Source organism: Comamonas testosteroni (assembly GCF_014076415.1).
Taxonomy (GTDB): Bacteria; Pseudomonadota; Gammaproteobacteria; order Burkholderiales; family Burkholderiaceae_C; genus Comamonas; species Comamonas testosteroni_F.
Map to the genome: position 1 here is coordinate 1 of NZ_CP043568.1, position 13,597 is coordinate 13,597.

Consider the following 13,597-nt stretch of genomic DNA (forward strand, 5'->3'; position numbering starts at 1 on the left):
ATGACAGAGGAACCAACCAATGATGCAGGCCAGGCCCTGTGGCAGGTCTGCGTTGAGCAACTGGGTCAGGAGCTGCCAGAGCAGCAATTCAACACCTGGATCAAGCCGCTGACGGCACTCGTTGCAGAAGATTTTTCCAAGGTCACCGTCTATGTGGCCAACCGCTTCAAGCTGGACTGGATCCGTGCCCAGTATGCGGGTCGCATCTCCGCCATGCTGGAGTCGCTCTACGGCCAACCCGTCACCCTTGAGTTAGCACTTGCTCAGCGTGAAAGCGTTGTACGTACTTATGTGCGCCCTCCGTCATCGACACAGCAGGCTGCACCGCAGACGCACAATGTCGCTGTGCCAACCGTCACCAGCGAAGAGGCCAGCGCACCGGTATTCCGCACCCGGCTGAACCCGGCTCTCACCTTCGAGACGCTGGTCGAAGGTACGGCCAACCGCATGGCGCGCTCGGCCGCCATGCATGTGGCAGGCTCGCCCGGTCATCTCTACAACCCGCTGTTCATCTACGGCGGTGTCGGTCTCGGCAAGACCCACCTGGTGCATGCTGTGGGTAACCAGCTGCTCAAGGACAAGCCCGACGCCAAGATTCTCTACATCCATGCCGAGCAGTTCGTCTCGGATGTGGTCAAGGCCTACCAGCGCCGCACCTTCGACGAGTTCAAGGAACGCTACCACTCGCTCGACCTGCTGCTGATCGACGATGTGCAGTTCTTCGCCAACAAGGACCGCACGCAGGAAGAGTTCTTCAATGCCTTCGAGGCCCTGCTGGCCAAGAAGAGCCATATCGTGATGACGTCCGACACCTATCCCAAGGGTCTGGCCAATATTCACGAGCGCCTGGTCTCGCGCTTCGATTCGGGCCTGACGGTGGCCATCGAGCCGCCCGAGCTGGAAATGCGCGTGGCGATTCTGATCAACAAGGCCCGCGCCGAGAACGCCGACATGCCCGAGGAAGTCGCCTTCTTCGTGGCCAAGAACGTGCGCTCCAACGTGCGTGAGCTCGAAGGCGCGCTGCGCAAGATCCTGGCCTATTCGCGCTTCAACCAGAAGGAAGTGTCGATCCAGCTGGCCCGCGAGGCGCTGCGCGATCTGCTCAGTATTCAGAACCGCCAGATTTCTGTGGAAAACATCCAGAAGACGGTGGCTGACTACTACAAGATCAAGGTGGCCGACATGTACAGCAAGAAGCGCCCGGCCAGCATTGCCCGGCCGCGCCAGATTGCCATGTACCTGGCCAAGGAGCTGACGCAGAAAAGCCTGCCCGAGATCGGCGAGCTGTTCGGCGGCCGCGACCACACCACGGTGCTGCACGCCGTACGCAAGATTGCGGGCGAGCGCCAGACCAACACCGAGTTGAACCAGCAGCTGCATGTGCTGGAACAAACGCTCAAGGGTTAAGAGCGTGTTCACGATCTCCTCGCGCCGACGTAGAGACCTTGAGCACGCTCTAAAAAACTCCCCCATGAATGTCACTCACACAGGGCAAAATGGGGAATTCACGCGGCATGAGGGAGCGTCCGCCCTGCCCTGCGGACGCCGCCGCGTCAAAACATATGCGCACTTAAATCACTGAGGTTGACATGATCGTCCTGAAAGCCACACAAGACAAAGTTCTCGCGGTCCTGCAATCGGTGGCCGGCATTGTCGAGCGCCGCCACACGCTGCCCATTCTGGCCAATGTGCTGATCAAGAAGACGGGCAATGCGCTGCAGCTGACAACCAGCGACCTGGAAATCCAGATCCGCACCACGGCCGAGCTGGGCGGCGACGCCGGCGACTTCACCACCACCATCGGTGCCCGCAAGCTGATCGACATCCTGAAGACCATGCCCGGCGACCAGACCGTGAGCCTGGAGACGCAGCAGTCCAAGATGATTCTCAAGGGCGGCAAGAGCCGCTTCACGCTGCAGACCCTGCCCGCCGAAGACTTCCCGCTGGTGCAGGAATCGGCCGCCTTCGGTCCCGCCTTCAGCGTGCCGCAGAAGGTGCTCAAGGACCTGCTGGGCCAGGTCTCCTTTGCCATGGCCGTGCAGGACATCCGCTACTACCTGAACGGCATTCTGTTCGTCGCCGAAGGCAACACCCTGAGCCTGGTGGCCACCGACGGCCACCGCCTGGCCTGGGCCAGCGCCACGCTGGATGTGGAAGTGCCCATCAAGCAGGAAGTGATTCTGCCGCGCAAGACCGTGCTGGAGCTGCAGCGCCTGCTGTCGGACGCCAGCGGCGAGAACCAGCCCGTCATCGAGATGCAGTTTGCCAACAACCAGGCCAAGTTCACCTTTGGCGGCATGGAGTTCGTGACCAAGCTGGTCGAAGGCAAGTTCCCCGACTACAACCGCGTCATCCCGCGCAACCACACCAACAGCGTGACTCTGGGCCGCGCCCCGCTGCTGGCATCGCTGCAGCGCACGGCCATCATGACCAGCGACAAGTTCAAGGGCGTGCGTCTGTCGGTCGAACCCGGCACCCTGCGCGTGGCGTCGAACAACGCCGAGCAGGAAGAGGCCATGGACGAACTCGATATCGACTACGGTGGCGACACCATCGAGATCGGCTTCAACGTGACCTACCTGATCGATGTGCTCACCAATATGAGCCAGGACATGGTCAAGATCGATCTGCAGGACGGCAACAGCTCGGCGCTGGTCACCATCCCCGAGAACGAAAGCTTCAAGTACGTCGTGATGCCCATGCGCATCTGAGTGAACCGAACGCAGCCAGCCATTTCATTGCCTGAAATAACAGGAGCAGCTACTGCTCGTCCTGTAATGATTTCAGGCAAGTATTCATTTGAAAGTTATGCAGGTCAGGCGCCAACAGCTCCTGACCTTGTAGCAGCAAGGTAATTTCATGACCGAAGAGAACAAGCCAGACACCCAGACCGCCGCAGATGCAGGCGGCTATGGCGAAGGCGCAATCCAGATCCTGGAAGGCCTGGAAGCCGTGCGCAAGCGCCCAGGCATGTACATCGGTGACACCTCGGACGGCACCGGTCTGCACCACCTGGTCTTCGAGGTCGTGGACAACTCCATCGACGAAGCGCTGGCCGGCTACTGCGACGACATTCTGGTCACCATCCATGCCGACGGCTCGCTGTCCGTCATCGACAACGGCCGCGGCATTCCCACCGGCGTGAAGATGGACGACAAGCACGAGCCCAAGCGCTCGGCTGCCGAAATCGCGCTGACCGAGCTGCACGCCGGCGGCAAGTTCAACCAGAACAGCTACAAGGTCTCGGGCGGTCTGCACGGCGTGGGCGTGTCCTGCGTGAACGCGCTGTCCGTCTGGCTCAAGCTCACCGTCAGCCGCGACGGCCGACGCCACGAAATCGACTTCTCGCGCGGCTTTGTGCAAAACCGCCTGATCGAAGTCGTGGACGGCGCCGAAGTCTCGCCCATGCGCGTGGTCGGCGCCAGCGACAAGCGCGGCACCAAGGTGCACTTTCTGCCCGACCAGGAGATCTTCAAGGAGAACTTCGAGTTCCGCTACGAGATTCTGGCCAAGCGCCTGCGCGAGCTGTCCTTCCTGAACAACGGCGTGCGCATCCGCTTGAAGGACGAGCGCGACGGCAAGGAAGACGACTTTTCGGGCGCCGGCGGCGTCAAGGGCTTTGTGCAGTTCATCAACGGCACCAAGAAGGTTCTGCACCCCACCACCTTCCATGCCAACGGCTCGCGCCCTGCGGAAACCTATGGCGGCATTCCCGGCACCGAAATCGGTGTCGAAGTGTCCATGCAGTGGAACGACAGCTATGCCGAGCAGGTGCTGTGCTTCACCAACAACATTCCCCAGCGTGACGGCGGCACCCATCTGACCGGCCTGCGCGCCGCCATGACCCGCGTGATCGGCAAATACATCGCCGACAACGAAATGGCCAAGAAGGCCAAGGTCGAAGTCTCCGGCGACGACATGCGCGAAGGCCTGTGCGCCGTTCTCAGCGTGAAAGTGCCCGAGCCCAAGTTCTCCAGCCAGACCAAGGACAAGCTGGTCAGCTCGGAAGTGCGCGCGCCCGTGGAAGACATCGTGGCCAAGAGCCTGACCGACTTCCTCGAAGAAAACCCCAACGACGCCAAGATCCTGTGCGGCAAGATCATCGAGGCAGCCCGCGCCCGTGAAGCCGCGCGCAAGGCCCGCGAAATGACGCGCCGCAAGGGCGTGCTGGACGGCATGGGCCTGCCCGGCAAGCTGGCCGACTGCCAGGAAAAAGATCCTGCGCTGTGCGAAATCTACATCGTCGAGGGTGACTCCGCCGGCGGCTCTGCCAAGCAGGGTCGCGACCGTAAATTCCAGGCCATCCTGCCGCTGCGCGGCAAGATCCTGAACGTGGAAAAGGCCCGCTACGAAAAGCTGCTGTCCAGCCAGGAAATCATCACCCTGATCACCGCCCTGGGCACCGGCATCGGCAAGGTCAGCGAAGACTCGGGCAAGAGCAGCAGCGACGACTACAACCCCGACAAGCTGCGCTACCACCGCATCATCATCATGACCGATGCGGACGTGGACGGCGCCCACATCCGTACCCTGCTGCTGACCTTCTTCTACCGCCAGATGCCCGACCTGGTCGAGCGCGGCCATATCTACATCGCCCAGCCGCCGCTGTACAAGGTCAAGAACGGCAAGGAAGAGCTCTACCTCAAGGACGGCCCTGCCCTCAACAAATACCTGCTCAAGATCGCGCTGAACCATGCCAGCGTGAACACCGGCGGCGACAATCCGCGCACCGTGGAAGGCGAAGAGCTGGCCAAGCTGGCCAACATGCACCTGGCCGCCGAAACCGTCATCGAGCGCCTGTCCAACTTCATGGATGCCGAAGCCCTGCGCGCCATTGCCGACGGCGTGCAGATCAAGCTCGACACCATCGAGGAAGCCCAGGAGTGCGCCCCGATTCTGGAAGCCAAGCTGCGCGAGCTGACCACCACCGGCGTGCCCGCCGATGTGACGGCCGAGATCGACCCCAACAGCGAGCACCCCATCCTGCGCATCAGCCGCCATCACCACGGCAATATCAAGAGCTCCATCCTGACCCAGGAGTTCGTGCGCAGCCATGACTACGCCGCCCTGTCCGACGAAGCGCAGAACTTCGTCGGCCTGCTGGGCGAAGGCGCCAAGGTCACACGCGGCGAAGGCGAGAAGGCCAAGACCGAAAAGGTCGGCGACTTCCGTCAGGCCATGGCCTGGCTGATCTCCGAAGCCGAGCGCACCACGGGCCGCCAGCGCTACAAGGGTCTGGGTGAAATGAACCCCGAGCAGCTGTGGGAAACCACCATGGACCCCAACGTCCGCAGCCTGCTGCAGGTCAAGATCGGCGACGCCATCGAGGCCGACCGCGTCTTCACCATGCTCATGGGCGACGAGGTCGAACCGCGCCGCAACTTCATCGAAGACAACGCGCTGCGGGCGGGGAATATCGACGTGTGATGTCCTCGGGCGACGTGGGTACCAGTATGGATCAGGATTCGCAGGAGGCGCATGCACTGCCTCCCATGCCTTTTGTTGAAGACTATCTGCCGGCGCTGCTAGCGCAGGCCAGCAAGCTAATTTCAGCTGAATTCCATACCGTGGTCGAGGCCGAGGGCTTCTCAATCACCGAGTGGCGAATCCTCGCCTCGCTGACAGGCACCTCCGGCATCAGCACCGGCCGCCTGGCGCAGATCTCGGTCAGCAAGCAACCAACCGTCACACGCCTTCTTGATCGCATGGAAGCCAAGGGCTATGTGGAGCGCTTCGCGCACGACACCGACCGGCGCCTCACCATGGTGCGTATTGCGCCAGCCGGCCAGACTATTGTGGCCGACCTGATCCGCAAGGCCAAGGAGCACGAGCTGCGAGTGCTGCAGCCCTTCGGCCTCAAGCGCGCCGAAGCGCTCAAGGTCACGCTACGGCGCATCATCGAACTACACCTGCCTCCAGGCTGAGAGGCGGATTCACTTCAATCCGCCTTGATGCCCTGCGTCCTCACGATGGGACCGAACAACGCCGCTTCCTCGCCGACCATGGCCGTCAGTTCAGCTGGCGACAGCGTCATTGGTTCGGCTCCGACCTCTGCAAACCGGGCTTTGATGACAGGCTGCGCGAGCAGCCTGTTCAGTTCGCGGTTCATGCGCATCACATGGGCCGCCGGCATCGCTGCTGGCGCATAGACCGCAAACGGCGTGTCCACGTAGACTTTGCCAAAACCCGCCTCTTCAATCGTGGACACATCGGCAGCATAGGATGGCCGGCGCCGGCTTGCCACGGCCAGCAGCTTGAGCTTGCCGGCCTTTACGCTGGGAAATACCGTGCCCGGCACCAGCGCATAGTCGACCTGGCCGGCCATCACGCTTTGGATTGCCGGCGCTGCCCCCCGATAGGGAATGTGTGCCGCGGAGATGCCCGCCGCCTGCTTGAACAGCTCACCGCCCACATGCGGCGTGGTGCCGTTGCCGGCAGATCCGTAGCTGAGCTTGCCGGGGTTGGCCTTCGCATAGGCCACGAATTCGGCCAACGTGTCCGGCGCCAGCGTCGGCCGCGTCACCAAAAACAACTGGGTATTGGCCAGTAGCGCCACATGCTGCAGGTCCTTAGCAGGCTGGATCGGCATACGCTCGAACATCAACGGATTGACCGATTCCAGCGTGGTCACGTTGACCAGGAAGGTGCGTCCATCGCTGCCGTTGCGTGCCACCTCCACTGCGGCGACATTACCGCTGGCACCGCTACGGTTGTCGATAATCACAGGCTGACCCAGCGCTTCGCTCAGTTGAGGCACCAGCAGGCGCATCAGCACATCAGCCAACCCTCCCGGAGGAAAAGCCACAACAAAGCGTACGGGCTTGCCGGGCCATGCAGCCTGGGCCAGCGCCGGAGTGCCGATCATGGTCATGGCCCCCGCCAAGGCCAGCAGATCTCGGCGGCGCGGATAGTGAAAACGTGAGGCCATCAATATGCTCCTGGAAATGGTCCTACAGCGCCAGGCTGCCGATGCTGGTGCCGCCGCAAACGTAGAGCACCTGGCCGGTCACGAAGCTGTTGGCAGCATCGGCAAAGAAGCCGACGGCGCGTGCCACGTCGGCCGACTCGCCTAGCCGGCGTACGGGCACCGAGGCGGCGAGCTGGCGCTCGCGGTCGCTGCCCTGCTCCACCACGTCGTAGAACATGTCGGTGCGGATGGGCCCGGGTGCGACTACGTTGACGGTGATGCCCTCGGGCGCCAGCTCCAGCGCCCAGGTGCGCGCCATGCCCTGCATGCCGGCCTTGGTGGCCGAGTAGCTGGTGCGCGTGGCCAGGCCCAGCGCGGCGCGCGACGACAGCAGCACGACGCGGCCGAACCGACGCGCGCGCATGGCCGGCAGCGCCGCCTGCAGCATCTGCACAGCGCAGCCCAGGTGCAGGTCGACCAGCGCATCCAGGTCGCCGAGCTTCACGTCGGGCAGCAGCGCGGCGCGGATCACACCGGCGTTGTGCACGATGGTGGTGACCTCGTGCCGCCGCACCATGGCCTGCACGGCCTCGGCCGTGGCGGCGCGGTCGGCCAGGTCGACCTCGATACTGTGCAGCCGGGGGTGGTCGATCTCGGTGCGCCGCCGCGCCAGCGAGACGACTTCGTAGCCCTGCTCCAGCAGTTGTTCACAGATGACCTTTCCGATGCCGGCGCTGCCGCCCGTCACCGCCGCAACCTTGTTGGGTTTCATGTCTTGCCCTCCACCAGTGCCAGCACGCGCAGCGGGCTGCCGCTGCCGTTCTCGATCTTCAGCGGTGCCGCCACCACCAGCGCGCCGGTGGGCGGCAACTGGTCGAGATTGGTAAGGCACTGCAGGCCGTACTTGCCGGCGCCGTGCATCAGCGAATGGCAGGGGTACGGCGGGCGCAGGTGGTAGCCCTGGCCGGCGTCCGTGCCTATGGATTCGGTGCCGAAGCCCAGCACGCCGCGCTGCTCGACCAGGAAGCGCACGGCCTCTGTGTCCGGCCCCGGCGTGTGCTGGCCGCTGGCGTCGAAGTTCTGGAAGGCCTCGGCATCGCGCGCCTGCGACCAGCGCCGCGCCCAGTCGGTGCGCATCAGCACCCAGTGGCCCTCGGGGATGCGGCCGTGCGCGGCCTCGAAGCGCTCGATGTCGGCCACGCCCATCAGGTAGTCGGGGTCGGCCGACGCCTGGGCGCTGCAGTCGATCACGCAGGCCGGCGCGATGAAGTGCTGCGGCGGGATGTTGTCCACCGCGTTGTTGGGCAGGTCGCGGCCCGAGATCCAGTGGATGGGCGCGTCGAAGTGCGTGCCCGTATGCTCGCCGCAGGAGAAGTTGTTCCAGTACCAGCCGGGGCCGCGCTCGTCGTAGGCCGAGATCTGCTCGATGCGGAAGGGCTGGCACTGGCCCATCTCGGGCGGCAGCGCGATGGCGGGGAAGTCGGGGCTCAGCGTCTGCGTCAGGTCGACGATGCGGATGCGGCCAGTGGCGAGGGCGAGCGCCATGCCGCCGAGGAGTTCGAGGGGGGTCTGCATGTCAATATCCTCCGGCGGCGATTTCGCGCTCCAGTACCTTGGGGTTGTGGCGCCAGCGCTCCAGCCATTCCTGGGCAACGTCGCCGGGGTAGATGTCTTCCACGCCGTCCTTCAGCGCCTTCACGATGGCCGAGGCCAGCGCGGCCGGCGCCAGCTTCGGCGGCGGCAGGTTCTGGTTCCATTCGTCGTCGATGGGGCCGGGAAAGACGTTGACCACGCGGATTCCCGCCGCCCGCATCTCGGCGCGCAGGCACTGCGCCAGCGACAGCGCCGCAGCCTTGGAGGCCGAGAAGGTGCCGTGCGGCGGGAAGTTGGCCAGCGCATAGATCGACAGCAGATTGACCCAGGCCGTGGCATGCGTAGCGCCGTCGGCCGCACGGCCCTTGAGCGCCGGGCCGAAGCACTGCGCCAGCCGCAGCAGGCCGAGGTAGTTGACCTCCATCTCGGCCTTGGCCACGTCGGTGCCGCGCCGCGCCGCGATGCCGAAGCCGCGGTGCAGCTCGGCGGTGTTGACCACGATGTCGACCTTGCCGCCGATCTGGCCGGCCAGGGTGCTGACCGAGCGCTCGTCGGTCACGTCCAGCGGCACCAGCGCGACCTGCGGCAGGGCTGCCAGCTCCGCCAGGCCCGGTAGCTTTTTCCAGGGCTCGGCGTGGCCCACCCAGACGAGGTCGGCACCGGCCTTGACCATGGCATGGGCCACGGCCTGGCCGGTGGCGGACTTGCCGTCCGTCACCAGCACCTTGCGGTACTTGGGGTCGCTGGCCATCTCGCGCAGCATGGGGTCGTCAGCCATGTTCTCCGTTCCTTTCTCGGGGTATCCGATCAGCACCGCCTGGCCGGCGCGGTCGAGCCGCGCGCCGACACGCACGCGCGCCGGGGCCTCGCCCACCTCGCCATGCAGGTGCACCATGACGCTGGGGCCTGCGTCGAGCCGCACCATGCCCAGGCGCCAGGGCAGGCGCTCGCGGAAATACAGGTCGTTGCTGTGGGCCAGCGTGGTCATGGCCAGCAGCTCGCCTGCGCCGCTTTGCGGCCGCCACGGCAGATCGGGCGACAGGCAGCGGTGGCAGGCCTCGCGCGGCGGGTATTGCACGGCACCGCAGTCGGCGCAGACCTGCAGCGCGAAGCGGCCTTCGGCCGCCGCAGCGGTGAGGCCCAGCGCCACACGGCCGCGCGCGGCTGGCGGCAGGTTGATCTGCGGGGTGCGCAGCACCGGGTTCTTGCGCGGGGGCTTGATGAAGGGCATGGTCATGGCGCCTCCGCCGGGCCGCCCCAAGGAGAGCGCCGCACCCCCTCGTGGGGCAGCGACCACACGGAGTGGGGAGCGTGGGGGTCATTTTTCATTCGCTTGTCTCCAGGATCACCGCCCCAGTGCACAGGCAGCGGTCGTAGGTCACCATGCCGAAGCCTCCCACCAACCCGGTGCGCGCGCCCGCCACGCCGCGCTCGCCGGCCTGGCCGGTGAGCTGGCGCAGAGTCTCCGTCATGCCGAGAAAGCCGCCGGCCGCACCCGCCTGGCCGCAGGAGAGCTGGCCGCCGCTGGTGTTGTGCGGAAAGTCGCCGGCATGGGTCAGGTCGTGCTCGCGCACGAAGGCCGGGCCCTCGCCCTTGTCGCAGAAGCCCAGGTCCTCTATCTGCATCATCGCGATCACCGGGTAGTCGTCGTAGGTCTGCAGCAGGTCGATGTCCTGCGGCGCGAAGCCGGCCTGGGCATACAGATCGGCGCAGTCCACGCGCCAGCCGCCGCGCAGCATCACCGGGTCGTCGGCATAGGCGTTGTGGCGCTCGATCGCGCCGCGCAGCAGCACGTGAGGCAGCCCCAGGTCGCGCGCTCGCTCGGGCGCCATCACCAGGAAGGCCTCGGCGCCGGCGCAGGGCATGACGCAGTCGAACAGGTGTATGGGATCGGAGATCGGCCGCGCCGCCATGTACTCATCGAGAGTCAGCGGCTTCTTGAACAGTGCGTTGGGGTTGCGCAGCGCGTTCGCCCGCTGGGCCACCGCGATGCGGCCGAAATCCTCGCGCTGCGCGCCGTAGCGGCGCATATAGCTCGCGGTGATGAAGGCGAACATGGAGTTCGGCCCACCTGCGCCGTAGGGGTAGCTCGCGTCGCGGGCGAAGTCGCTGAACGCGCCCAGCGTCTGGCGGAACGAATCCACATGGTTGGTGTCGGCCGCCACGCAGGCCACCACCTCGGCGTCACCGCACTGCACGGCGCGGGCCGCGCGCCGCAGCGCCATCACGCCCGAGGCGCCGCCGGTGGGGATGTGGTCCAGCCAGCGCGGCGACAGGCCCAGGTGCTGGGTCACGCCCACGGCCGTGTCGGGCGCCAGCGAGAAGCTGCTGACCGTGAGGCCGTCGATCTGCTCCTTGGCCAGCCCGCTGCCCTGCAGCAGGCCACGCACGGCCTGGCCCAGGAACCAGTGCGCGCCCCGGATGGAGTAGCGCTCGTAGGGCACGGTGACGGGCACGGCCAGCGCCACGCCCTCGTAGCCCCTGCGTCGGATGTATGCGGTCATGTTCAGTCCAGCCTGATGCCGGCCGCGCGGATGATGCGACCGAATTTCTGGGTGTCGCCCTGGATGGTCTGCGCGAACTGCTCGGGCGTGCCGGCCACCACCGTCATGCCCACGCCGGACAACAGCTCGCGCGTCTGCGGCATCTGCAGGATGCTGGCCAATTCCTGGTGCAGCTTGGCTATGACGGGCTGGGGCGTGCCGGCCGGCACCACGAAGCCGATCCAGGTCAGCAGATCGACGCCGGGAACGCCGGATTCGGCCAGCGTGGGGACGTCGGGCAGCAGCGGGTTGCGCTGCGCGCTAGTCACCGCCAGCGCCCGCACCTTGCCGCCCTTGATGTAGGGCATGGCCGGGCCCAGCGCATCGAAGATCAGCGGCACCTGGCCGCCCACCGTATCCGTCATCGCTGGCGCGCCGCCCTTGTAGGGCACGGCCAGCAGGTCCGCGCCGGTGGCGCTCTTGAAGACCTCACCCGCCACCTGCGCCGGCATGGCGCCATGCGCATAGGCCAGCTTGCCGGGCTGTGCGCGCGCCGCCACCAGCAACTCGGACACCGTGCGCGCACTGACCGACGGGTGCGCCGCCAGCACCATGGGCATGGTGATGGCCAGCGTCACCGGCGCGAAGCTCCTGGCCGGGTCGTAGGGCAGCTTGCCGTACAGGCTCTGGTTCATGGCCAGCGTGGAATCGATGGCCACGAACAGCGTGTAGCCGTCGGGCGCCGCCTTGGCGGCCGCCTCGGCAGCGATGATGGTGTTGCCGCCGGGCTTGTTGTCCACCATGACGGGCACCTTCCAGCGCTCACCGAGGCGCGCCGCCACGGCGCGGGCCACCAGGTCGCTGCCGCCGCCGGGCGGAAAGGGCACGATGATGCGGATAGGCTTGCCGGGATAGGCATCCTGCGCCGCCACGCCGCAGACCAGGCAGGCGCTGCACAGCAGCAGGGCCAAAGATCGTTTCAGGAAGGGCAAAACTCGCATGGAAGCTCCTTCGGGGTCAGCGCTTGAGCTGGATGCCGGCCGCATCGCGGTCCCAGGTCTGCTCGGTGATGCCGCGCTCGCGCAGCTTGAACTTCTGCACCTTGCCGTTCTCGGTCGAGGGCAGCACGGCCATGAATTCGAGGTAGCGCGGCACCGCGAAATACGCCATGCGCGGCTCGCAGAAACGCACCAGATCCACCGGATCCAGCGCGGCGCCTTCGCGCGGCACGATGGCGGCCATGACCTCGTCCTCGGCCAGCTCGCTCTTCACCGGAAACACCGCCGCCACGGCCACGGCCGGGTGGCTGAGCAGCACCTGCTCCACTTCGTAGGATGAAATGTTCTCGCCGCGGCGGCGGATAGCGTCCTTGAGCCGGTCGAGGAAGGTGAAGAAGCCGTCGGCATCGCGCACCACGCGGTCGCCCGTGTGGAACCACAGGTTGCGCCAGGCTTCCACGGTCTTGTCTGCCATGCCGAAATAGCCGGTGGCGAAGGCGAAAGGCTCGTCGGCGCGCAGCAGCAGCTCGCCGGGCGTGCCAGTCGGCACGTCCTCGTCGTGCTCGTCGGCCACCCGGGCGGTGAAGCCCGGCACGATGCGGCCCATGCTGCCGGGGCGCTGCTCGGCATCAAGGCCGATGACGAAGTTGCTCTCGGTGGAGCCGTAGCCGTCGAGCAGGCGCATGCCGAAGCGCTCGCTGAACTGCGCATGGAAGCGCGGCGGCACGCCGGGCGCCAATGCAATGCGCACACGGTGCGCGCGGTCGTGCGGCGTCGCGTCCTTGGACAGCAGGATGGGCACCATCGCGCCCAGCACATAGGTGGCCGTGGCCTGGTGCCGCACCAGCGCGGCCCAGAAGCCCGAGGCCGAGAAGCGTTTCTCGACCACCAGCGTGGAGCCGGTCAGCAGCGCCTGGAAGAAGGCGTTCATCGCGTTGGTGTGGAACAGCGGCAGCGTGGTCAGCAGCACCTCGCCATCACCCAACTCCAGCAGCTCGGCGGTATGCCGGCCCCACCAGTAGAACTGCGCATGCGGGCAGCACACGCCCTTCGAGAGACCCGTCGTGCCCGAGGTGTAGAGGATGGCCAGCGTGTCGCCAGGCTGCACTGATGCGGCATCCACCAGCGCATCGCCCGGCGCAGGGAAAGGCTCGGTGCCGGGTTCCTGCGGCGCGTCTGTGCGCCATACACGCTCCAGTGGCAGACCATCACGGTCTTCCAACCCGCGCAGCGCCGCCAGCCCTTCGGCCTCGGCCACGAACAGCCGGGCGCCCGAGTTGGCCAGGATGTGCCGCAGCGTGGCACCGCGCGCGGCGGTGTTGACCGGCACGGTGACGGCGCCGATCCAGGCGCAGCCCAGGAAGACCTGCAGGAACTCGGCTCGGTTGCCGCACATCAGCGCCACGCGGTCGCCGGCACGGATGCCGGCGGCCTGCAGCACCGCGCCCATAGCCTGGGCGGTGCGCAGCGCGTCGGCGTAGCGCCAGCGGGTATCGCCTGCGACGAGCAGCGTGCGCTCCGCAAATCGCTGGCACTGGTGCGCCAGCATCGCCGGCAGCGTACGTCCTGCGGGCGCGAAGGTTTCTATGGCGGAAATGGCAGCAGGCATCGCGGGC

At 66.1% G+C, this 13,597-nt stretch carries 11 protein-coding genes; 4 read left to right on the forward strand and 7 right to left on the reverse strand.

The window, feature by feature from the left end; translation table 11 throughout:
• From dnaA to F0P97_RS00020, 4 genes are all read left to right on the forward strand, one after another.
• Nucleotides 1–1,407, forward strand: coding sequence for a chromosomal replication initiator protein DnaA (gene dnaA, locus F0P97_RS00005; RefSeq protein ID WP_003064795.1), 1,407 nt, complete (start codon nucleotides 1–3; stop codon nucleotides 1,405–1,407).
• A 182-nt stretch (nucleotides 1,408–1,589) separates the two neighbouring features.
• A complete protein-coding gene (gene dnaN, locus F0P97_RS00010) occupies nucleotides 1,590–2,711 on the forward strand; it encodes a DNA polymerase III subunit beta (RefSeq protein ID WP_003064798.1) in 1,122 nt (373 codons plus the stop codon).
• 148 nt (nucleotides 2,712–2,859) lie between these two features.
• Nucleotides 2,860–5,427: a DNA topoisomerase (ATP-hydrolyzing) subunit B gene (gyrB, locus tag F0P97_RS00015; protein WP_012836528.1), complete on the forward strand. Its 2,568-nt coding sequence runs from the start codon at nucleotides 2,860–2,862 to the stop codon at nucleotides 5,425–5,427.
• A complete protein-coding gene (locus tag F0P97_RS00020; RefSeq protein ID WP_182285119.1) occupies nucleotides 5,427–5,924 on the forward strand; it encodes a MarR family winged helix-turn-helix transcriptional regulator in 498 nt (165 codons plus the stop codon). Before gyrB ends, F0P97_RS00020 begins: the two co-directional genes overlap by 1 nt.
• 14 nt (nucleotides 5,925–5,938) lie before the next feature.
• Here the strand turns inward: F0P97_RS00020 and F0P97_RS00025 are convergent, their stop codons facing one another.
• The 7 genes from F0P97_RS00025 to F0P97_RS00055 form a co-directional block, all read right to left on the reverse strand.
• Complete coding sequence (locus F0P97_RS00025; protein ID WP_182285120.1) at nucleotides 5,939–6,928, reverse strand: Bug family tripartite tricarboxylate transporter substrate binding protein; 990 nt, start codon at nucleotides 6,926–6,928, stop codon at nucleotides 5,939–5,941.
• Between the two features lie 22 nt (nucleotides 6,929–6,950).
• Nucleotides 6,951–7,679: an SDR family oxidoreductase gene (locus F0P97_RS00030; protein WP_182285121.1), complete on the reverse strand. Its 729-nt coding sequence runs from the start codon at nucleotides 7,677–7,679 to the stop codon at nucleotides 6,951–6,953.
• A complete protein-coding gene (locus F0P97_RS00035) occupies nucleotides 7,676–8,482 on the reverse strand; it encodes a cyclase family protein (protein ID WP_182285122.1) in 807 nt (268 codons plus the stop codon). Before F0P97_RS00035 ends, F0P97_RS00030 begins: the two co-directional genes overlap by 4 nt.
• 1 nt (nucleotide 8,483) lies before the next feature.
• Complete coding sequence (locus tag F0P97_RS00040; protein WP_182285123.1) at nucleotides 8,484–9,737, reverse strand: SDR family NAD(P)-dependent oxidoreductase; 1,254 nt, start codon at nucleotides 9,735–9,737, stop codon at nucleotides 8,484–8,486.
• A gap of 88 nt (nucleotides 9,738–9,825) precedes the next feature.
• Entirely contained in the window at nucleotides 9,826–11,004 is a 1,179-nt protein-coding gene (locus F0P97_RS00045; protein ID WP_182285124.1) for a thiolase family protein, read from the reverse strand.
• 2 nt (nucleotides 11,005–11,006) lie between these two features.
• Complete coding sequence (locus F0P97_RS00050; RefSeq protein ID WP_182285125.1) at nucleotides 11,007–11,984, reverse strand: Bug family tripartite tricarboxylate transporter substrate binding protein; 978 nt, start codon at nucleotides 11,982–11,984, stop codon at nucleotides 11,007–11,009.
• A 16-nt stretch (nucleotides 11,985–12,000) separates the two neighbouring features.
• Nucleotides 12,001–13,590 carry an ATP-dependent acyl-CoA ligase gene (locus tag F0P97_RS00055; RefSeq protein ID WP_182285126.1) on the reverse strand — a complete coding sequence of 530 codons (1,590 nt, stop codon included), beginning with the start codon at nucleotides 13,588–13,590 and terminating at the stop codon, nucleotides 12,001–12,003.
• Between the last annotated feature and the right edge of the window lie 7 nt (nucleotides 13,591–13,597).